We start from the raw sequence: 22,777 nt of genomic DNA on the forward strand, positions 1-22,777 counted from the left end.
ATCCCTTTCAAAATATTTTTCACAGTTTAAATGCTCTTTCTATCTCTTCAATTTCTTCTTGGCTTATTAGCACAACATCACCCAACCTCTTTGCATCTATGATAGCCTTTGCAGTAAACTCCAGCACCTCAAGTTTGTCAAATGCATCTAAAAGGTCTTTACCAACAACAATTACACAGTCATTTTCAACAATCACAGCTGGAGTCTCCTTAGAAAACACATCTGCAGTCATTTTTGGCTGCATAAACGATGAACCAAACGGAATTTTCTTAACGTTTCTGAGAGAAATATAAGTTTCGGGTATTGTTTTTGAATCAAACTCATTTTCTGTCACTGCAAAAGCCATTATGTTTGGCGGATGAGCAATTATTATCGCGTTGACATCAGGATGCTTTTCATAGATATACTTGTGCAACAGCACTGACCTGCTCGGCCTTTTCCCAGCCTCCTTGTACCCATTTTCTATTCTTACAATATCCTCTGGCTGGATGTATTTTCTATCCACCATGTATGGTGTGATAATAAAAGAATTGCTGCTAAGCCTTTGGGAAAATGTTCCTTGCGTGCTTGTAAAAAGTCTCTGGTCATATGCCCTGTGGATAAGTTCACACATCTTCTTTCTTGACAGTCTTTCGAAACTTGAATATGTTTTTGGAATGAACTCATCCATTTGAATATCCTGTTTTGCTTTTGAAATCTCAATGTCTTTGGGTCTGAGTGGTTTTGGCTCACCAATAAGCTTTGCTCTTATCTCAAGCTGAGCACAAAAATCAAGCGTTTCAAACGCCATAAACGCTTTGAAAAGGTTTTCTGCACCTACAACAATCCCGTGGTTTGCCAAAACAGCTGTTGATACCCCTTTTTTGAATGTATCAGCTATCTTTTGACCAAGCTCAGTGCTTCCCGGCAAAGCATAGTCAACAAGCTCAACTTCGCCGCATATGAGATGAACATTCGGAATCAGTTTTGTATTTGGAATTTTGCGTGCAAGCGAAAATGCCATAATCGCCGGTGGGTGCGCATGAATTATTGCTTTTATATCAGGCCTTGCCCGGTATATCATTTCGTGAAACGGAAGTTCAACAGAAGGCTTGTGCTTGCCAATAATCTCTCCATCTTCTTTTACCTGGACGATGTCGCTACTTTTTAAACTTCCTTTGTCTATGCCAGAGGGTGTAATCCAGATATCGCCGTTGTCGTCTTTAATTGATATATTGCCACCAGACGTTGTTGTCATACCATAGCCGTATATCCTTTCCATTATCATAACTATCTGGTCGGCTGGATGTAGTAGTTCAAAATTCATAATTTACGCTCCTCTCCACAACTGATATTTGTGCAATTTTGTTTTTATGTTTAATTGTGCTTGATTTTTGAAGCTGAAGTTAAATAGTTTTGTTTTTATGTGTTTTTATATTTGATTTTGATGTCTTTTATTAATTATTATAATACAACTCAGATATTTTGTCACTATGATTTATTTAAAATTTAAACTAACCAAATTGTTAATTTAATCTACAAATTGTTATGAGATTATTAAAAATATACAAAAATTATTTCAAAACAAACCACTGCCAGAAAGCTTCACGACAATAATATTTCTCTTGCGCAGAGATTTTTCGTGTGCTATATTTTTAGCTAAATGCGACAAAGCTTATGCAGCTTTTGAAATAGCTTCTTCAAAAAGGGGGCGCAAGATGGAAAGTAATATTCTTCTTAAGAAAAATCTAAACATCTGGATGGCACTGTCCTTAGTTGTGGGAATGGTAATTGGTTCAGGGGTATTTTTCAAAGCAACACCTGTTGCAAAGTACTCTGGAAGTTTTGCTTTTATTTTTTTTGCATGGCTTTTGGGTGGAGTTATGTCACTGTGCGGTGCCCTTGTTGCTGCTGAGTTTTCAGCAAGATATCCTCACACAGGCGGGCTTTATGTCTATCTTGAAAAGATTTATGGAAATGAAATTTCTTTTTTGTTTGGCTGGATGAACACTCTAATTTATACACCGGCCATACTCTCTGCATTATCTGTTTTGTTTGCAGACCAAGTATCAAGTATGTTAAATGCAAATCAGATGGTACATGATATTTTAGTTTTGAGTATCTTGACAGCAATAGTTATAATCAATGTTATAGGCAACAAATATGGTGGAGCTCTTCAGCTTTTGGCAACAGTTTTAAAACTAATACCCCTTTTTCTGATTATTCTTTTTGGTCTCATAAGACCTATTGAAGCTGAAAATTTTGCATCTTATGGACATTTTACAAAAAATTTCGGACTTGCAGTTTTATCTACACTGTGGGCTTACGATGGCTGGCTCTCTGTGCCAAATGTTGCTGGAGAGATGAAAAATGCCAAAAAAAATCTGGTTTTGGTGCTCATATTCGGAATGTTATTTGTCATAGTGGTTTATCTTCTTGTAAACATTGCTTACATTAATGTCATTGGAATTGGAAAGCTTGCAACAGCTGAAAACGCTATAAACCTTATTTCTGAAAAGTTATTCGGTCAAATTGGAAAGGTTCTAATATCACTTGGTATAATTATTTCCATTGTTGGAACCTTAAATGGTTTTGCCCTGACAGGTATAAGAATTCCTTATGCCATGGCAACAAATCAGCGATTTATTGTAAACAATGTATTTTCAAAGCTTCATCCTCGTTTTGCAACACCTGTGAACTCAAGCATACTTGTTTATATTCTCTCGCTCTTGTATATTTTCACACGAAGCTTTAACAGGCTCACAGATCTTGCCATGTTTTCAACGTGGATATTCTATGTTCTGTTTTTTATTGGAATATTTATCAAGCGAAAAAGAGAAGGAAAAAACAAGGAAGGGTACAATACATTTTTGTATCCTATAACCCCACTTGTTGCTATCTTCAGTGGTTTGTACATTCTTGTAAACAACATATTCTTAAACCCTACAGACTCAATTTTTTCTATTTTAATTACTTTACTTGGCCTGCCTGTATATTTTCTATTTGTGAAGAAGAAAATAAAAAAATAAGGCTCTTCGTGAGGGCATCCACACAAAGAGCCTTTCCTTTTATTTTATATTTTTCATCATTTCATCAAGTTCTTTGAACTTCCTCCCAAATTCTTCCCAGTTGCCTTCCTGCAAAGCTTTTTTAGCATCCTCAAATATGCCTTTTAATTTTGAAAGCTGCTGCGAAAAGTTCTGAAGCTCCTGAGTACCTTGTTGCTGCTGCGGCGTTTGTAGCTCTTGGGTAGTCTGTGCAAGCTGCTGTCCAATCAGCTGTGAAAGAGCATCACTTAAGCTGCTTCCCATTACAACTTTGCCGTTGCAGGCAGCAATCACTCTTTTTACCTCTGGCAAAGCTGATGCGTTGTCAGATGCAATATATATGGGTTCGATATATAAAATCTTCTGGTTTATAGGTAACGCCAACAAGTTTCCTCTTATTACCTTAGAACCTCCCTGATTCCAAAGAGACAAATCTTTTGAGATTTGCGGGTCCTGGTCAATCATATTCTCTACCTGGAGCGGGCCATATACAGTTGAGCCTTTCGGAAACTTGTAAAGCACAAGCTTGCCATAATTTTCCTGGTCACTTTTGGCTGCAAGCCATGCAATCATTGTATTGTATTTTAGCGGGGTAAATGGCACCATCAAAATCATTTCTTCTTGTTGCGAATCTGGAAGTTTCATTACACTGTAATACGGCGGAATGTAGTCAATGGACCCGTCAGGCGTTTTGTGCTTCCCAAAATCCCACAAGTCTTCTTTGTTGTAGAACACATTAGGATTGGTCATGTGATATCTTTTCAAGATGTTTGCCTGGACAGTGAAGATATACTCCGGATATCGTATGTGCTCGGCAATATCCTTTGGAATGTCTCCTCTTTCAAAAAGGTGAGGATATATGCTTCTGTAGACATTTACAATCGGGTCGTTTTTGTCCACAATGTAGAATTTCAAGGTACCATTGTACGCATCAATTAAAACCTTTACAGAGTTTCGAATGTAATTAAAACCTTCTTCGGTTGGCTCTGAATATGGAAAATAACCTGTCTTTGTATACGCATCTAAAACCCACACTAAACGGCCTTTCCCATCAATCAGGATATACGGGTCAGAGTCAAACTCCAAAAACGGTGCAACCTTTTTTGCTCTTTGAACAATGTTTCTGTTTATAAGAAGTTTGCTGTTTGAATTTATCGCAGAGGAAACAAGAAGCCTAAAATCTTTGTATACATATGAAAATATCAGCCTGTTTAGCGGTGTGAGTTTTATTCCGCCCTGACCAGTGTATCTGTAGAGCTTGTTTGAATCACCTTCCGGGTAATCTATCTCATCAACCTTTGTGTTGACTATTACATACGGGTCTGTCTTTTCTCCATAGTATATGCGCGGCTGGGTAACCTTTGGTGCACCATCTAAGCTTTTTACCGGAATATCCTTTATAATGAACTTTGGCTGACCTTCTGGTGGCACCTCTGTCATAAGACTCATAACAACGCCGTAACCATGGGTATACTGGAATTTCTGGTTTATATATGTCTTTGTAGGAATGCCCTCGTAGTTTATCTCCCTTGCAGAGATAAACACCGATTTTATCCTGCCGTTTATGGTGTATTTTGCAATGTCTGCGTCATTGAAGATATAATATTGTTTAAACCGCTGAATCTGGTTTTGTATATCCAAGGTAGTTGGAAAATCTGTTATCCTTATATTTTCAACTGTTGCTTTATTTTGCTGCAAATCTTTTGCTGTTATATTATTTGATGTGTCCACAGGAAAATATCTCTCTTCGATGTTTTCTAAATTGTAAGCAAGACGTGTAAACTTTATATTCTTCTCTAAAAATGGCCTTTCATATACCTGTTCGTTTGGTGATACAACAAAGTACTGAAAACCTGCTGAAATTATGGTCCCCAAAACTGCCCATCCAACATAAGAAAGCATAACTTTTCCGATGTTTGTGTACTTTCCTTTTGCAAAAAAGTAAATACTCAGCACAATAACTGCAGCCAAGACTATATAGGAGATCTTAAAGTAGTTCATTCTAATATAATAGTCTGTGTATCCAACACCGACAACCTCTCCAAAGAAAGAGTATAAAAGCCCTTCCATTTCATACTTTAAAGTGAATATTTTGACAACAAATATGAGTATAAGATTGAAAAATATATGAGACCTGACCTTTTTGTCAGATAGAATATCCCACGAACTTGTTCTGCTAACAAATGAAGCTGTGTAAAGAAGCAAATATAGCACCACAGTGTATATACATACAAATATCATCAAGAAAAAGAGGAAATTCACCACAGTCAGAAAAAATGGTCTTTCAAACACATAGTAACCTATGTCTTTTTTGAAAATTGGGTCTTTGATATTAAAAGGTTTAGAATGTGTCAATGTTAAAAACTTTATATAGAGATTGTTCTCTAAATATTTACTTGTCACAAGCGCCAAGAAAAGCGAAAGAATTATGTTAAGAATGTTTTTCTTTAAAAAACCAATTTTCCCTACAATTCTTTCTACATTCTTTTTCACAATTGCATTGTTAATAAAAAACACAAAGAACAGTATAACAAAAGAAATTATCTGCACAGAAAGTTTTACATAAAAATTTTTCCAGAATACACTGACAAAATTCTTGCCAATCTCTCTTATCTGAATTAGTTCCAAAAACAAATCAAACACAATTGAAAATACAATTACAACCAAAATCAGCAGTGCTAATACAAATCCTATTCTTTTCAAAACTCTCTTTGTCTTTTCTCTTTTATAATCATAAATTATTCTATCTGCCATCTTCGAACAAATCCCCTCGCTTTTGTTTTTACTTATTTATCTGCAAATCCCCATAGCTCATCTTTAAGCTCAATACTGTCGGCAATGATTTTTGAAATGTCAGCAATTATCTTTGCCAGCATCATCTCAGCAGAAAGGTACTCTTCTATATCTGGATTTAAAGATATTATCTGATAAAGCTGCTGCAAGGAATACACGTCAGAGCTTGTAACTTCCTCACCCTTGAGGCGCTTTTGTTCAAGTTCGAACTGTTTCTTTTTAAAATCAGAAATCATCTGTTTTAGCTTTTCATCCTTTTCAATCTTTTCTTTTGCAGCTTTAAACCTTTTAAATTCGTTTGACTCCTTCAAAGCAGTGGCAAGTTCATATGCAATGTCATATATATTTCTCATCTTTGGTTTTTCACCTCTCCTCATTTTTTATTGTGATGATGATTGAGAGTTTGTATTATCATTTGTTCTTATTAGCTCAGAAGCGCCAATGAGAGTTCCAAGATTTTTGAACGCATCTGTTGGGATATATACTTTATTTGCCGGATTTTTAGCAATCTCAATTGCAGCCTCAATCTGTCTCATCGCAAGCACAACCGCATCTGTTCCACTTTCTTTTATTGCCCTGTTGACATATGCAATAGCATTTGCCTGAGCCTTAGCTACCATCTCTATTGCCTGAGCCTGACCTTCTGCCTGCAAAATTTTCTGCTGCTTTTCACCCTCAGCTCTCTTTATAAGCGCCTGCTTATACCCTTCTGCCTTTGCAATCTCGCTTTCCCTTACACCTTCTGCTTCCAAAATCATTGCTCTTTTGTCTCGCTCTGCTTTCATCTGCTTTTCCATTGCCTGGGTAATTTCTGCTGGCGGAATAATATCTTTTATTTCAACCCTTTTAACCTTAACACCATAATTATCTGTTATCTGGTCCAAAACAGATGTGAGCCTTGAGTTAATTACTTCTCTTGATGAAAATATCTCGTCAAGTGTCATGTTACCAACAACATCTCTCAAGTTAGTGAGCACTGAATACATAATCGCTGCCTGATAGTTTTGAATGTTGTAAGTACACATCTTAGCGTCAAATACTTCAAAAAACACAACAGAGTCTATCTTTATCCTGACGTTATCCTTTGTAATCACATCCTGTGGCGGGACATCAAGAATTCGTTCCTGCATATTTACCTTTGCTCTGACGTTATCAATAAACGGAATGATGATATGAACACCAGGTTCCAAAACCCTGTGAAACTGTCCAATTCTTTCAACAACATAGCAGTATTTTGTCCTGACAACCTTGATGCTTGAGAAGAAGAATATTAAAAATAGTCCCACAACAAGTATTACCCAGCCAATTGTTGGCATTTACTTTCCCCTCCTTATACCTTATCCTCAATTTTTTCAACAAAGATTTTTAGCCCATCTACCTTTGTAACCCTGACTTTATCCCCTATTTGAAGCTTCTTTTGACTGTAGATATTATAAAATATCCCGTCTTTTTTTATCTTACCAAAATATCCATCCTCAGATACTTCCTCAACAAAAAATTCATCACCCACAGATACAAAACTTTTATTTTCTATTTTTGGCATATTCTGAAGAAACCTTTTTATCTTGGGCTTGAAAATTAAGAAAATAGTAACTGTCAGAACAATAAATATCCCTACTTCAAGTGCAATATTGTTGATAAACAAGTCAAGAATAAAAACAGCAAAGGCTGATATATAAATTGGGAACAAAACAAAGCCTATAAACGTATCAGCAATCAAAAACGCAAGAGCAATCCCAAGCCATATAAAGTCATAAACGCCTACATTCAACAAAACTCCCCCTTTCATCTTTTATCCTTTCAATGTTCTGTAAAAGCTGTACACCTTTGTAGATTTTAGGTTCACCTTTTCTTGTGTTTTAAAAAACTCTTTTACCTCAATTCCCTCGTGAGTAACCTCTGCTAAAATGAGACCTGCCTCTTCAAACATTTGGACAATAAAAAGCAATTTTACTACCTTCAAAAATGGGTCTGATTCATATATACCCGAAAAATTGTAAGATATAAACTCACAGTCCCTCAGTGTTTTATAAACATTAACACATTCTTCATTTATCTGCAGTGAAAATTCATCAAATTTGTTATCAAGGTCAATCAAAAGAATGTTAGCATATTGATAAAAGTTTTTGACATACTGATAAGAAGGCATATCAAGAGCAACAACTAAATCTGCCTCATCCATAATGGAATTTAGCTTATCAAGCCTTGTTGCAAAGATATCGTCAAAATACACCTCTTTGAGACTACTTTGATGCTGAATTATTCTACCTTGTTTGTTTAAAAATTCAAAAAACTCACCCTCCACATCTTCTCCCTTTAAAAATTTCAAAAAATTAAGAACAATGTGCGGCCAAAAAGCTACAAAGATACACCTTCTGCTTTCTATCTCCTGCAAGCTGCCTCTTTTCACTTTATATCTCTGAAAGCTTGAGTGGTTATTTCTTACAGTCTTCAAATTATTATATAGGTCCTTTACCACCCCAAAACTAATATTTTCACAGATGTCAATGATATTGAACTGATTTTTTCTCACACTGTTAAAAAGATTTTTTTCGAGCTTGCAAACAATGTCAACCTTTTTCATTGAAATCAGCTCATCTTCATCTTCCAAGTTGGAAAAGCACACAACATCATATTTTGTTGAGTTGCCAGCAAAAAATTTGTAGTATTTGTTGCCATCACCCATGAACCTAAAATTCTCCACAACAAGATTTTTAATCAAAAAAGTAGGTTCAGGATTCCCAACCCCAAACGGTTCTAAAAGATAAACCTGGTCGATAAGTTCATCATCAATCTCATTTAAAGAGAGCACAAGGTCAACTTCAATTGCCGGCTTGAATATCATAAAATGATAATCCTGTGCAATTGAGTTTAAAATCTCGTCAAGTTTGTCAACATTGTCAACAGGAAGTGAAAGACCTGCTGCATGTTCATGACCACCAAACTTGAGCAAAATTTCTGCACAGTTTCTGAGTGCTTCAAACAAGTTAAAACCTTTAATTGACCTTCCTGAACCTTTTAAAACACCCTCGTCAGCGAGTGTCAGCAAAAGAGAAGGTCTGTAATACTTTTCTGTGATTTTTGAAGAAGCTATCCCAACAACTCCAGCATGCCACGAACTATTGCTAAGAACAAATATCTTCTTCTTCAAAATACTCTTATTTTTAGCAATTAAACCCTGGGCTTCTTTAATTGTTTTTTCTTCTATTTCCTGACGCTTTCTATTCTCCTCGTCAAGTTTTTTTGCGATGCTCTCTGCCTTTATAACATCCTGCTCTAAAAGAAGTGACACAGCCAAATTCGCATCAGAAATTCGCCCAGCGGCATTGAGTCTTGGACCTATTATAAATGATACATCATAGGGTTTCAGCTCCTCTTTTGACGAAAGTCCAGCTACTTCTATGAGCTTCTTTAGTCCAACATTTTTCGTATTTTTTAAAACCTTAAGCCCGAACTTTGCAAAAATCCTGTTTTCATCAACGAGTGGCATAACATCTGCAATTGTACCAATCGCAACAACATCAAGATACTCAGACAGTTTAAGATTTACCCCTGAGTTTTTAAGTGCATGTAAAAGTTTAAACGCCACCCCAACACCCGCCAAATCCCTGAAAGGATAAGTGCTATCTTTCCTTTTTGGATTTATCACAGCATCAGCATCTGGCAAAACTTCCTTCGGTTCATGATGGTCTGTGATTATAACCTCTTTCCCTTTTTCTTTAAGATACTTCACTTCATTGTGGCTACTGATGCCTGTGTCAACAGTAATAAGCAGGTCAAACTTACCTTCCAGTTTCTTTAAAACATCAAGATTGAGCCCATATCCATCTTTAAATCTATTGGGAATATAATATGTTGTGGGCAAGAAATTTCTCAAAGCTGAATAAAGCAAATATGTACTTGTAACTCCATCGCAGTCATAATCACCATATATGAGCACCCTATTTTTGTGCAAAATAGCTTGGTTTATGATTTTAACTGCTTCTTTCATATCAGGCAAAAGAAATGGATTGTGGAGATTTTTCAGTGAAGGATTTAAAAACCTTTCTATTTCTTCTTTTTCCTGTACACCTCTATTGTTCAAAACCTTTATAATTTGAGGTTTAATCTTTCTGCCATCAATTTCAATATCCATATTTTCAATGTTATTGTTATCCTTTAAAATCCATCTCTTCTTCTGAAAAATCATACTTCAAAAAATCCCCCTCAGATGCAGAAAATAACTTTTTAAGAAACTCAATATATCCAAATCATTATTATGAGCGTTACAAAAAAAGAGGTGGCAGCACCCGCTAAAAGCTGTTTTGTATCATGTCTTTTTAGCACAAGCCTTGACCACATGACAAGAGGAATGAGCAAAGCCAAATAAATCATCTTTATCCCCGCAATAAAGTTTATTGCAACAATCGGACCGGTAATTCCACATGCATGACCACTTGCTTTGAATTTCAAGACTTTGTTTACAAACGCTAAAATCAAGGCTGAGATAAGATATGATAAATAAAGTCCTATCATTGCCCTTGTTGGTTTTTTGATAAACATTAAACTTATATTTCCAAGCACATACCCAACTATTCCGAACACAAACGCAAGTTTTCTCTCAACTTCTCTTCCCCCGGCCTTAAACTTTGGAAAACTTCTTGCAACAATGTATGCACAAAGGGGAATTATGGTGAAAAAGAATATCGAATTTAGATAGTAGTAGAAATTCCCGTTAAAGTTTTCTTCGCTATTATCAAACCACATGATAGTAAAAACAAGTAGTGCTACCATAGGAACTGTAAAAAGGCTGCTGACAAGATATGCAATCCTTTGTCTCATTATCTTTTCCCCCAAAAAGATTAATTTTTTCCTTGAATTTATTATATATCATAATGAACTCAAAGGCAAAAAAATAAATCCCCTTTCGCTTTTTTAGCAAAAGGGGAAAGAAAATTTTACCTAATTTCACCTTCTCTTTACCCTTGTTTTTCTTACTTTGTTTGAACTGAGCGCTCCCATTAAAAATCCCAACACAGGGCCAATGAGAATTATACACAAGTGGTATTTTGAAACACTAAAATTTTTTTTAAACACAATGCTCAAAATAAAAAGTATACCTGCAACAAAAAATGAAACCAAAAACGCTGCCACTTTTTTTCTGCTCTGTGACATAGCTGCTGCCTCATACCCAGAAAATGCTATCCCCACAAACATAGAAAATAGCGTGAGAAAAAGAGCAATCTTGTCTGGCATAGAAAAATACATCACAAAAATAGATATAACAAGTATCAGCAAACAAACCATGAACAGAGACTTTACTATGACCCATATATATTGATAAAGGGACACATCTGGATTCTTTCTATCCATTTACTTACCATAAATTTTATCCAAAACAAGCTCTAATAAACATTATTAAAGGTTTGAAAAAGTTAGAACTACTCTTCAAGAATTTTAAATATTCTGAGCTTCTTTGAGTATTATATCAACCTTGTCAGTTCTCTCCCATGGAAGGTCCAAATCTTCTCTTCCAAAGTGACCATATGCAGCAACCTGCTTGTAGATAGGACGTCTCAAGTCCAAGTCTCTGATTATTGCAGCAGGTCGCAAATCAAATACTCTCTTTACAATCTCAGCAATCTTCTCATCACTGATTTTACCCGTGCCAAATGTGTCAACCCTGATTGAAAGTGGTCTTGCAACACCTATCGCATAGGATACCTGAACCTCACATTTTTTAGCAAGTCCTGATGCAACAATGTTCTTTGCAACATACCTTGCAGCATATGTTGCCGAGCGGTCAACCTTTGTCGGGTCTTTACCAGAAAAAGCACCACCGCCGTGGCGTGCATATCCACCATATGTGTCAACAATAATTTTTCTTCCCGTCAAGCCAGAGTCGCCTTGAGGTCCACCAATCACAAATCTTCCTGTAGGATTTACAAAAATCTTTGTGTTCTTGTCAAGCATATCCTCTGGAATCACAGGTTTTATAACATGCTCAATAACATCTGCCTCTATCTGAGCATGTGTAACCTCGGGGCTGTGCTGTGTGGATACAACCACCGTGTCAACTCGAACAGGTCTGTCATCTTCATACTCAACTGTGACCTGAGTCTTGCCATCTGGACGAAGATAAGGCAGAATACCTTCCTTTCTCACATAAGCAAGTCTTCTTGCAAGCTTGTGTGCAAGATAGATTGGCATTGGCATCAAAACTGGCGTCTCATCGCATGCAAATCCAAACATCATACCTTGATCCCCTGCACCAATTGCCTCTATCTCATCTTCTGTCATTTCACCCAGTTTTGCCTCTAAAGCTTTGTCAACACCCATTGCAATGTCAGGTGACTGTTCGTCAATTGATGTTATAACAGCACATGTGTCAGCATCAAATCCATATTTTGCACGTGTATAGCCAATCTCTCTTATTGTATCCCTTGCTATCTTTGGTATGTCTACATAGCATTTTGTTGTAATCTCACCCATAACCAAAACAAGACCTGTTGTTACTGCAACCTCACATGCAACCCTTGCGTATGGGTCTTTTTCCAATATCGCATCCAAAACAGCATCTGAAATCTGGTCACAGATCTTGTCAGGATGACCCTCTGTTACTGACTCTGACGTAAATAGCTTTCTCATCTGCTTTTTACCTCCTTTTAAGTAAAATAAAAACTTTTTGTTTTTTTAAAAATACCAAAAAATTTAAGCCCCTTCTGAAAAGAAGAGGCAAAACTTTCTTTTGCAAAAGTTTTATCCTCATCTCTCAGAAAGCCAGGATATTCTGCTTTCTGACGGAGTTGGCACCGTTGCAAAGCTAAAAGCTTTGCCGGTTGCCGGGTTTCATCGGGCCTTTTTCCCTCCACCTCTCTTGATAAGGATAACCTTCTCATATTCACCATATTCAATTTTTTAAATTTGCCTCATTAATATTAACAAAACAAAAGGGCATTGTCAACCGGAAATGTTATTACATTCAGTACTCTTTTAATCTATTTTCAACTTCAGCAATTTTAAAATAATCTCTGTCATTGTGAAGTAAGTAAAGATTATTTTCAATAGCTATCTGGGCTATTATCACATCTACAGTACTTCTAAGGTTTATACCTCTTTTCTTACACTTAAAGTAGAGCAGCGCTGCTTCTTCATACGATTTTTTCCCTTTTGTCAATTCATAAAATTGTTGAGTGCTCAAATATTCCTTCAACAGCTCAAACTCTTTTTCATCTTTAGCACCTTGTAAAATCTCCTGATAAATTAAATGAGTAATCCCAAATGGTATTTTATTTTTCAATATCCATTCAAACTTTTCTACTTTTTCGTTTGTATTTCCCTTAAAAAAGTCTATCAACACAGAAGTGTCAACTAAAATCATTGCCCTGCCCTCATCCTTTTATAATCATAATCTTCTGCAAACATTATTTTGCCTTTTAACTCTAACAAATTCTTTCGTGTGTGATTTTCTAAGTACTCCCTCAAGGCAATCTCAACTGCTTCTTTTTTTGTTTTTACCCCAGCAATCTCCATCACTTTCTTTAATAAATTTTCATCAATAAAAATATTTGTTCTCATTTTATACACCTCCCTATGTGTATCTTAATACACATAGGGATAATTGTCAATCTCTCACTCTCCCATAACGGTGTCAAGAGTCTGTAGGAAACTTTTTGCGCTAAATAATTTTTAAGAAAACATGTAAAATAAGTGTATAACTAATTAAAATGGGTTTGGCAAAATTACCAGCTGACTTTCTATTTTTTTACTAAATAACTCAATGTTAACATGTAATGGCATTAAATGATTGTTTTTGTGTGGCCATTTTATTTTTTCACGTGTCTCAACATTTGAAGGTATACCTGCTATACTTTAAACTTTTCAATCAGACTTCTTATTTGCACCATCGAACTCGATAGTACAGAAATCTGTTTAGATAAATCATTAGCCTGGCTCAGATTGTACTCCGTGGAAGATATTATCTTTTCGGAAAATTGGCTTATTTCCGAGATACTATCAGCTATCTCTTTGGTTGCCGAAGCAATTTCTGCTACAGAAGCACCTTCTTCTTCAGAATGAGCTGAAAGATTATCGACAAGAGAAGTTAAGTCCTTGATTCTCTGAATTATGTCAATAAAAATTTCTGAAAGTTCAGTATATTTCTTCTTGTTCTCTTCTACATCATGGTATAGAACCGCTATTTGCTCTTCGAGTTGTTTAGAATATAAATCTACAGCCGAAATTGTTCGATTTATAACAGCTGTCGATTCTTTGGTCTGCTCGGCTAATTTCCTAATTTCATAAGCAACAACAGCAAATCCCTTCCCAGTTTCTCCTGCCTTTGCAGCCTCAATTGCTGCATTTAATGCCAATAGATTTGTTTGCTCAGCAATCTGCCTAACAAATTTCACAACATCGCCAATGTTTTGGGTTGTTTGTGCCAGTTGCTGTACTCCATCTCTCAACTGGCTGTATTTTTCAACGAGCATTTCGCTCGTTTTTAGTATAGTTTCCACCGCTACTTGACCTAATTCTGATTTCTCTGATAGTGCCTGAAAAGTTGAAAGTACAGTAGATGCTAAATCACTTAAACTTTGGGCTTGAGCAGACAATTCTTCAATGCTCGCATTAATTTCTTCCACCGAAGCTGCTACTCGCTGAATATCGGATTGTTGCTTTTCAATTGCTTTAGCGTTTTCAAAAGAATCCTTATTTAGTCTTTCGAAAACTTCCCGTGCATTCTCGAATGTTTTAATAGATCTACCTACCGTACTTTTTACACCTGTTATAAGATTTTTGAGAGATTCTATAGTCTCAATTAATTTGTTGTTAATTATGCCAAATTCATCGTTTGAATGAACAACACTCTTAAAGGTTAGGTTCCCCTGCGCTAATTTCGAAAACGTCTCAGAAATTGCAGGTACTGCTGACAAGATCTTTCTATTTATTAGCCACAAAACTAAAGCAAGTATTATGTTCGCAATAACACTTATTAAGACAAGATTCATCTTTGTGGCATTGTCAAGGTTAATTCGAATCGTGATGTATTTCAATAAAACTGGACCGACCCAAAGAGAAACAGATAAAACCCCAACTGTTAATTTTGTGGAAATCGAAATCTTAGTCTTTTCGGCATACTTTGTGAATTCCTCCTGATTTAGAACCTTAGAATATATAAAAAGCAAAAGAGCGATAATATTCATATTTATAGCTATTGCTCCGCTTACCCTTAATGCAAGTGCATCCTCTGGAAGAGGCTTTATTTTTGATGCAATAACACCTACTAAAGTTGCAGCAAGGACGTTTGCGAAAAAGATAAGAAAAGATAAAAATACAGGCAAGTTGTACCCTGAACCAAGTTCCACTTTTCTTGCACTCAATCTTGCGATAAAGACAACAGGAATACCTATGAACAAAACACAGATAATGTATCCCACAAGAATGTTTACAATTGGGTAATTTCCCAAGCCAGCAAAAATATAATATGAAAATAGCAATAGGAGTGGATCAACAATCAAAAGTATGACTAAAGAAATCTTGGTTATTTTAGATGTCAAGTTCATAGCAACTCCTCCCACAAAAAAGTTTGTTTAAACTGTATTTTGCGAAATTCAAAATCCAAAATTCAATTCCTATTTTTTTCACTTATGCAATAAAGTTTACTGAAATATTTCCATACTTCTTCAATTTGTAATTTAGAGGTTATCTCAACTTTTAATGAATTTTATTAACAAAACAACGCAGTAATTATGCATATTTGCAGATAGGTTTTTGTGTAGATCTTTACACGTATTTGTTGAAAAAATTTTTAAATTCCTAAGTGTTATAAATGCATAAGCTATAATTCACACCTGGATAGGCACTCTCGAGGCTTGCCGCCGTTATCTTTTCTGAATTAAAATAAATCTTGAAATAAATTTATCTTTTGAAGGATTTTAGCTTTGCTTATATTGTTTTTTTTATTTAAGTCCTAAGCACTCATTGAATTTGCTTTGTCAAATGTCTCATTATGTTCATTCTCTGACTTCTTAGCTTCTAACACAACAAAGGTTAATATCATCATAAAATCACTAGTAACACCCAAATACTACCCACCAACTGTGATCAAAACATGACATTGCCTTACTCCCCAATAATCTTCACAAGCACTCTCTTTTTTCTTTTTCCATCAAACTCTCCATAAAACACCTGTTCCCATGGCCCCAAGTCAAGCTTGCCATCTGTAATGGCAATGACAACTTCCCTGCCCATAATAGTTCTTTTAAGATGCGCATCTGCATTGTCTTCACCGACGTTGTGGTGGTACTGAGAATAAGGTTTTTCAGGTGCAAGCTTTTCAAGCCAGATTTCAAAATCTTTGTGAAGACCTGGCTCATCGTCGTTAATAAATACACTTGCAGTTATGTGCATAGCATTGCAAAGTAAAAGTCCTTCTTTTATACCACTTTCGTCCACACACTTTTGTAGTGTATCTGTGATGTTCACAAAAGCCCTTCTTGTTGGAATTTCAAACCAGAGTTCTTTTCTATATGACTTCATTTTAAAAAAATCACCCCCGCTAAATTATTGATTTTCTTCTTTCTTGAGAGATTTTTAAAAATATTTTAATAATTTTTTTGTAATTATTCAACAGCAAATGTGGTATATTTCAATGTATAGACAATTTATTTGTGGGGGGATTAAAACAATGAAAAAGGTCTTTGCAAAAAAGGACATATTTACCCGCTACAGTGGAAATCCAATAATCACAGTATACGACATCCCATACTCAGCAAATGCTGTGTTTAACGCTGGTGCAATAAAATATAAAAACGAGTACTTATTACTTCTGAGAGTTGAGGATAGGCAGGGAAAGTCTCATTTGACTGTCGCACGAAGCAGTGATGGCAAAACTAACTGGAAGATTGAAAAGTCACCTCTGATTTATCCCCAACCCACAGTGTTCATATACGAAGAATTTGGCTGCGAAGACCCGCGAATAACTTATATTCCTGAAGATGATTATTATTACATCACATACACCGCGTACTCTCGTTATGGTCCTGCGGTTGCACTTGCAAGAACAAAGAACTTTAAAAAAGTTGAAAAAATGGGGTTAATTTATCCTCCCAACAATAAAGATGCAGTTTTGTTCCCTGAAAAAATTAACGGTAGGTACGCCATGCTTCACAGACCTGTTGCAGGGGACATCGAACACATCTGGATTGCATATTCGTCAGACCTCATCCACTGGGGAAACCATGAGGTTGTGCTTGTTGAAAAAGGAGGCCCGTGGTGGGACGGCTTTAAAGTTGGGGCAGGAGCTGTACCAATAAAAACTCAAGAGGGCTGGCTAATAATCTATCACGGCGTGAAGATGATGCCATCAGGACCAATTTACAGACTTGGTGCTGCACTTTTGGATTTAGAAAATCCGGCAAAGGTCAAGAAAAGATGTCCAGAGTGGCTACTATCACCTCAAGAAGTATATGAACGAATTGGGGATGTCAACAATGTGGTATTCACCTGTGGAGCAATTGTTGAAGACAGCCAAATCTATCTTTACTATGGAGCTGCTGATTCTTGCATCGCTCTTGCTTTTGCTGAGATTGACCAGATTTTGTCTATCTTGATTGAGGGGGATTTGCAAACAAAATAAATTTACAGGGCTGCATATCGAAATTTCAGCAGCCCTGTTTTATATCTAAATCAAAAAACTAATCAATAATCTCATCAATAGGAGCACCGGGTGGAACAATTGGCAGTGCTTTCTCGTCCTTGTCAATTACAAAGTCAATTACAGTTGGTCTTCCAGACTCAAGAGCCTTTAAAATAGCACTGTCTACTTCTTCTGATGATGTAACTCTTATACCAAGTGCACCGTATGCATCTGCAAGTTTGACAAAATCTGGAGGCCTGTCTAAGGTTGTTTGTGAAAATCTCTTGCCATAGAAAAGGTCCTGCCACTGGCGAACCATGCCCAACACACCATTATTAAGCAGCGCAACTATCACAGGTATATTGTAGTGAACAGCTGTTGCAAGCTCGCCACAGTTCATCCTAAAGCTGCCATCACCTGCAATATCAATTACTACTTTGTCCGGCCTTGCAATTTTAGCTCCAATTGCCGCACCAAAACCATATCCCATTGTACCAAGCCCGCCTGATGAGATGAACTGTCTTGGTCTTTGGTATTTGTAAAACTGTGCTGCCCAAATCTGGTTTTGCCCAACCTCTGTTGTGATTATTGCATCGTTGTTGGTAAGAGCAGAAATTCTCTCAACAACATACTGGGGATGAAGCTTGCCATCTTGAGGATAGCTCAAAGGATAGTTTTTCTTCCATTCGTAAATCATCTCTATCCAGTCTGTGTTAGTCTTCTTCTGTACATTTTCAACCAAGATTTTTAATATCTGTTTTACATCGCCAACAAGCGCAATATCTGTACTGACATTTTTGTCAATCTCAGCTGGGTCAATATCAATGTGAATAATTTTTGCACTTGGTGCAAACCTGTCAACTTTGCTGATTACTCTATCTGAAAATCTTGCACCAACCGCAATCAATAGGTCACAATGCGATACTGCATAGTTAGAAGTACGTGTACCGTGCATTCCAACAAGGCCTGTATAGTTCGGATGGGTGGAAGGAAATCCACCAACACCCATGAGCGTTGTTGCAACAGGGGCGTTTATTTTTTCCACAAATTCAATGAGTTCTTCAGATGCTTCAGATGAAATAACCCCTCCGCCTGAGCAGACAAAAGGTCTTTGACTTGAATTTATAAGCTCAATCGCTTTTTCAATCTCTTCTTGTGTAGCTAAAACCTTCTTTTTTATCTTCTTTGGCTCCTTTTTCTCATATTCAGCATACTGCGCAGTAACATCCTTGCACACATCAACCAAAACAGGTCCTGGTCTTCCACTCTGCGCAATCTCAAATGCACGTCGAATCGTATCGGCTAAAACATTTACATCTTTTACAATAAAATTGTGCTTTGTAATTGGCATGGTAATACCTGTTATATCAACCTCTTGGAACGAGTCTTTGCCAAGCAAGTTTGTTGGCACCTGACCAGTAATTGCCACAACCGGCACAGAGTCCATGTACGCTGTTGCAATACCTGTCACAATGTTTGTTGCACCAGGTCCTGAGGTAGTAAAAACCACACCAACCTTGCCTGATGCCCTTGAATATCCATCTGCAGCGTGGGATGCGTGTTGTTCATGCGATGTCAAATAATGTTTTATTTCATCCTGATGTTTGTAAAGAGCATCATATATATTTAAAGCAGCACCGCCCGGATATCCAAAGATGACATTTACTCCCTGTTCTTTTAAACATTCGATTATAATCTCTGCTCCTGTCAATTTCAAAATCCAACAACCCCCAAATAAGATTTTTATTCAAGTATAGCACCGGTAGAAGCAGATCTGACAAGCTTTGAGTATCTGTAAAGATACCCTTTTTTCACCTTTGGCTCAAATGGCCCAAGACTTTCAAGTCTTCTTTTGATCTCCTCTTCAGGCACCTCTAACGTAAGAGTTTTGTTCTCTATGTCAATTGAAATCATATCCCCATCTTGAACCGCTGCAATTGGACCTCTCTCTGCTGCTTCTGGTGATACATGTCCAAAACATGCACCTCGTGTTGCCCCAGAAAATCTGCCATCAGTTATCAGTGCAACATCTTCAATTAGCCCAACCCCTGCCAGTGCTGATGTGGGTGAGAGCATCTCTCTCATTCCAGGTCCGCCTTTTGGCCCTTCATATCTTATGACAATAACATCTCCTTTTTGTATCTTTCCTTTCAAGATTGCTTCAAACACCTCTTCACCGCTTTCAAACACACGCGCAGGTCCTCTATGCTTCATTAGCTTTGGCGGCACAGCACTTTTTTTGACAACAGCACCATCCGGTGCAAGGTTACCCCTCACAATCACAAGCCCGCCTGTTTCAGAATATGGATTGTCAATTGGTCTTATGACATTGTAATTCTTAACATTTGCATCTTTAATATTCTCACCAACTGTTTTGCCTGTAACTGTCATAAGATGTAAGTGGATCAACCCCTTTTTTGACAGCTCATTCATAACAGCCTGAACGCCGCCTGCAAAGTAAAGGTCCTCGATATGGTAATGCCCTGCAGGTGAGAGTTTGCAAAGATTGGGTGTTCTATCGCTGATGTCATTTATAATATCAAGGTTTAGCTTAATACCAACCTCATTTGCTATTGCAGGAAGATGCAAGATAGTGTTTGTTGACCCACCAAGCGCCATGTCAACTGCTAAGGCATTTTCAAAGGCCTCAGGAGTTAAAATATCAGACGGTTTTATGTCCTTTTCAACAAGTTCAACAATCTTCATTCCTACCATTTTAGCAAGACGGATTCGTGCTGCCATTACAGCAGGAATTGTTCCATTTCCAGGAAGAGCAAGCCCCAAAGCCTCGCCCAAACAGTTCATCGTGTTTGCTGTAAACATCCCAGAGCATGAACCACAGCCAGGACATGCATTTTCTTCTAAGGCATATAAATCCTCTTCAGAAATCTTGCCTGCAGAGTATGCACCCACACCTTCAAATACAGAGTTAAGGTCGCATACCTTATCACCAACTTTGCCTGCAAGCATAGGTCCACCGCTTACTAAAATAGCTGGAATATTTACCCTTGCTGCTGCCATGAGCATTCCAGGGACGATTTTGTCACAGTTTGGAATCAAGACCATGCCATCAAACTGATGTGCCATTACCATTGCCTCGATTGAATCTGCAATGAGCTCTCTTGTGATGAGTGAATACTTCATGCCAATGTGCCCCATTGCAATACCATCACACACACCGATGACGTTAAACTCCATTGGAGTTGCACCGGCAAGCCTGATACCCGCTTTCACTGCCTCTGCAATCCTATCAAGATGAATGTGCCCTGGAACAACCTCGTTCCATGAATTTACAACTGCAATAAGTGGTCTTCTTATCTCTTCATCAGTGTATCCCATTGCTTTGAAAAGCGAACGCTGAGGAGCCTTTTCAAATCCTTTCTTGACAATATCACTTCTCATCTTATGCTTTCATCTCCTTATTCGTATATGTCAACACCATCAACAAGGGTGAGTTTTTTGAACTCTTCCATGAGCTTTTTGGTGATTGGTCCAACCTCACCATTTCCAATCTTTCTACCGTCAACTTCAGTCACAGCAATAACCTCTGCCGCAGTTCCTGTAAAGAAGCACTCATCAGCATTGTAGAGGTTGTAGAGTGTAAATACCTTTTCATACACAGGTATTCCCAAATCTTTTGCCAAAGCCATAACAGTTCTTCTTGTAATTCCATCCAAAGCTCCAAGATACACAGGTGGTGTGATAAGCTCACCATCCTTGACAATGAAGATGTTGTCTCCTGTGCACTCTGTCACATAACCATCTTGTGTAAGCATTATAGCTTCAGGAACTCCGGCTCTGTTTGCTTCAATCTTTGCCAAAATGTTGTTAAGATAGTTCAATGACTTTATCTGGGGGTCAACACACTGAGGACTATTTCTTCTTGTGGATGCTGTTATTACCTTCATTCCCTTTTCATACATTTCTTGTGGATATAAAACAATTGAATCAGCAATTATTACAATTGTCGGTTTTGGACACTTTGTTGGAGAAAGACCTAAATCACCCACCCCTCGCGACACAACAAGTCTGATATATCCTTCCCTGATATTGTTTATCCTGCAAGTCTTCTTTAGAGCTTCGATCATTTCTTCTTTTGAGATAGGAATTTCCATATAGATTGCTTTTGCAGCCTGATACAGCCTGTCTACATGTTCTTTGCACTTGAAAATCTTGCCATTATACACTCTTATTCCTTCAAACACGCCATCGCCATACAAAAAACCATGGTCAAACACTGAAATTTTAGCTTCTGATTTCTTGTAAAACTCCCCATCAATGTATATTAGTTTTTCTTCCATTGAAACATTTCCCCCTATGTGTATAGAATTTTTGAGATGTTCAAAAGATTAATTATTTATTGTATAATAGCTGAAAATCAAAGTCGACATGTTTTTTATACCTATTCGACTTTTTTTTAATGATTTTTTCACTAAAAGAAGAGAGAAAATGCATAAATATTATCATTTTAATACATTATACTTGAGCAAAAGAAAAATTACAATAACAAAAAAGGACCTTTTTAAAAGGTCCCTTTTGAAAGTTGATAAAATAGCCTATTGAACACTTTCTAAGATTTTGCACATCCATTCATATGTCTTAACAACCTCACCCAAAACAGCATACTCAGATGTTGTGTGAGGGTTATAATACCCAACAGAAAGACAAAAGCTACTAATTCCAAACTTGTCTGCAATAAACCTTATATCAGCAACATGAGGACTTTTTTCCCTTTTTGCAGGAATTCCCAATGATTTACCAATATCTATCACTTTGTCGACACATTCATTCTTGAAACACACGTCCTTCCCACCATAGCTGCAGACAACATCCCCAAACCCTCTTCTGTCAAGACCAATCACAAGGTTTACGCCCTTGAAAAATTCTGGATGATTTTCAATAAAGAACTTTACACCCTGATGCTCATCTTCACACGATGTAGTGAAAAGAAACTTGAATTGATAATCAGTAAACCTCAAAAGAGCTAAGATTATAGCAATACCACACCTGTCATCAGCCCCTATCGGACGCACACCATTTCCTTTTATTTTGCCTGTTTTTTCATCATAAATCACTTCAAACATCCAGTTTTTACCCACATGTTCTGCTCCGTATGAGTCAAGGTGAGCATTTAAAAGCACCTTTGGATTTTTGCCTCTTTCGCCAAAGAGATTGTTTTGCATATCGTCGTCGTAAAAGATAAGCATCTCAGAAAGTTCATTTTCAACAAACTCTTTTAACTCTTCTTCCTTGCCCGGATACGACTCTAAAGCACACATCTTCAAAAGAATTGACCTTATATAATCACTTACCCCTCTGACATGATTAAAACCTTCTTACC

General features: G+C 37.0%; 19 protein-coding genes and 1 riboswitch. Of the genes, 2 read left to right on the forward strand and 17 right to left on the reverse strand.

Annotation, left to right across the window (positions count from 1 at the left end; translation table 11 throughout):
* Positions 1-19: 19 nt before the first annotated feature.
* Positions 20-1,306 carry a class II aldolase/adducin family protein gene (locus CALHY_RS10005; RefSeq protein WP_013403834.1) on the reverse strand — a complete coding sequence of 429 codons (1,287 nt, stop codon included), beginning with the start codon at positions 1,304-1,306 and terminating at the stop codon, positions 20-22.
* Positions 1,307-1,697: 391 nt separating this feature from the next.
* On the opposite strand from CALHY_RS10005, the gene CALHY_RS10010 reads away from it, so the two are divergent.
* Entirely contained in the window at positions 1,698-3,008 is a 1,311-nt protein-coding gene (locus CALHY_RS10010) for an APC family permease (protein WP_013403835.1), read from the forward strand.
* 39 nt (positions 3,009-3,047) lie between these two features.
* Here CALHY_RS10010 and CALHY_RS10015 read toward each other — a convergent pair whose 3' ends face one another.
* The 12 genes from CALHY_RS10015 to CALHY_RS10075 form a co-directional block, all read right to left on the reverse strand.
* Positions 3,048-5,780, reverse strand: a complete 2,733-nt coding sequence (locus CALHY_RS10015; RefSeq protein ID WP_013403836.1) for a UPF0182 family membrane protein — start codon at positions 5,778-5,780, stop codon at positions 3,048-3,050.
* A gap of 32 nt (positions 5,781-5,812) precedes the next feature.
* Positions 5,813-6,172, reverse strand: a complete 360-nt coding sequence (locus CALHY_RS10020) for a YlbF family regulator (protein ID WP_013403837.1) — start codon at positions 6,170-6,172, stop codon at positions 5,813-5,815.
* Between the two features lie 27 nt (positions 6,173-6,199).
* On the reverse strand, positions 6,200-7,135 hold the full coding sequence (locus tag CALHY_RS10025; RefSeq protein ID WP_013403838.1) for an SPFH domain-containing protein: 936 nt from the start codon (positions 7,133-7,135) through the stop codon (positions 6,200-6,202).
* 14 nt (positions 7,136-7,149) lie between these two features.
* A complete protein-coding gene (locus tag CALHY_RS10030) occupies positions 7,150-7,590 on the reverse strand; it encodes an NfeD family protein (protein ID WP_013403839.1) in 441 nt (146 codons plus the stop codon).
* 21 nt (positions 7,591-7,611) lie between these two features.
* Positions 7,612-10,008 (reverse strand): single-stranded-DNA-specific exonuclease RecJ, encoded by a 2,397-nt coding sequence (gene recJ / locus CALHY_RS10035; protein WP_013403840.1) that lies wholly within the window; start codon positions 10,006-10,008, stop codon positions 7,612-7,614.
* A gap of 47 nt (positions 10,009-10,055) precedes the next feature.
* Positions 10,056-10,640, reverse strand: a complete 585-nt coding sequence (locus tag CALHY_RS10040; RefSeq protein ID WP_013403841.1) for a hypothetical protein — start codon at positions 10,638-10,640, stop codon at positions 10,056-10,058.
* A 126-nt stretch (positions 10,641-10,766) separates the two neighbouring features.
* Positions 10,767-11,171 (reverse strand): TIGR04086 family membrane protein, encoded by a 405-nt coding sequence (locus tag CALHY_RS10045; protein WP_013403842.1) that lies wholly within the window; start codon positions 11,169-11,171, stop codon positions 10,767-10,769.
* Between the two features lie 84 nt (positions 11,172-11,255).
* Positions 11,256-12,446 (reverse strand): methionine adenosyltransferase, encoded by a 1,191-nt coding sequence (gene metK, locus CALHY_RS10050; RefSeq protein WP_013403843.1) that lies wholly within the window; start codon positions 12,444-12,446, stop codon positions 11,256-11,258.
* A 114-nt stretch (positions 12,447-12,560) separates the two neighbouring features.
* Positions 12,561-12,685: riboswitch (SAM riboswitch) on the reverse strand.
* A 95-nt stretch (positions 12,686-12,780) separates the two neighbouring features.
* Complete coding sequence (vapC, locus tag CALHY_RS10060) at positions 12,781-13,179, reverse strand: type II toxin-antitoxin system VapC family toxin (protein ID WP_013403844.1); 399 nt, start codon at positions 13,177-13,179, stop codon at positions 12,781-12,783.
* Positions 13,176-13,376 (reverse strand): type II toxin-antitoxin system VapB family antitoxin, encoded by a 201-nt coding sequence (locus CALHY_RS10065; protein ID WP_013403845.1) that lies wholly within the window; start codon positions 13,374-13,376, stop codon positions 13,176-13,178. Before CALHY_RS10065 ends, vapC begins: the two co-directional genes overlap by 4 nt.
* Before the next feature lie 287 nt (positions 13,377-13,663).
* Complete coding sequence (locus CALHY_RS10070; protein WP_013403846.1) at positions 13,664-15,361, reverse strand: methyl-accepting chemotaxis protein; 1,698 nt, start codon at positions 15,359-15,361, stop codon at positions 13,664-13,666.
* 559 nt (positions 15,362-15,920) lie between these two features.
* A complete protein-coding gene (locus CALHY_RS10075; protein WP_013403847.1) occupies positions 15,921-16,337 on the reverse strand; it encodes a secondary thiamine-phosphate synthase enzyme YjbQ in 417 nt (138 codons plus the stop codon).
* A 148-nt stretch (positions 16,338-16,485) separates the two neighbouring features.
* Here CALHY_RS10075 and CALHY_RS10080 point away from each other — a divergent pair, with 148 nt between their 5' ends.
* Positions 16,486-17,436: a glycoside hydrolase family 130 protein gene (locus tag CALHY_RS10080; protein WP_013403848.1), complete on the forward strand. Its 951-nt coding sequence runs from the start codon at positions 16,486-16,488 to the stop codon at positions 17,434-17,436.
* Between the two features lie 58 nt (positions 17,437-17,494).
* On the opposite strand, the gene ilvB is transcribed toward CALHY_RS10080, so the two are convergent.
* The 4 genes from ilvB to CALHY_RS10100 form a co-directional block, all read right to left on the reverse strand.
* Positions 17,495-19,153, reverse strand: a complete 1,659-nt coding sequence (gene ilvB, locus CALHY_RS10085; protein WP_013403849.1) for a biosynthetic-type acetolactate synthase large subunit — start codon at positions 19,151-19,153, stop codon at positions 17,495-17,497.
* A gap of 26 nt (positions 19,154-19,179) precedes the next feature.
* Positions 19,180-20,838 (reverse strand): dihydroxy-acid dehydratase, encoded by a 1,659-nt coding sequence (gene ilvD / locus CALHY_RS10090; RefSeq protein WP_013403850.1) that lies wholly within the window; start codon positions 20,836-20,838, stop codon positions 19,180-19,182.
* Positions 20,839-20,855: 17 nt separating this feature from the next.
* Positions 20,856-21,737 (reverse strand): branched-chain-amino-acid transaminase, encoded by an 882-nt coding sequence (ilvE, locus tag CALHY_RS10095; RefSeq protein ID WP_013403851.1) that lies wholly within the window; start codon positions 21,735-21,737, stop codon positions 20,856-20,858.
* 255 nt (positions 21,738-21,992) lie between these two features.
* Positions 21,993-22,715, reverse strand: coding sequence for a M28 family peptidase (locus tag CALHY_RS10100; protein WP_013403852.1), 723 nt, complete (start codon positions 22,713-22,715; stop codon positions 21,993-21,995).
* Between the last annotated feature and the right edge of the window lie 62 nt (positions 22,716-22,777).

Origin of the sequence: Caldicellulosiruptor hydrothermalis 108 (genome assembly GCF_000166355.1) — a bacterium.
Classification (GTDB): domain Bacteria; phylum Bacillota; class Thermoanaerobacteria; order Caldicellulosiruptorales; family Caldicellulosiruptoraceae; genus Caldicellulosiruptor; species Caldicellulosiruptor hydrothermalis.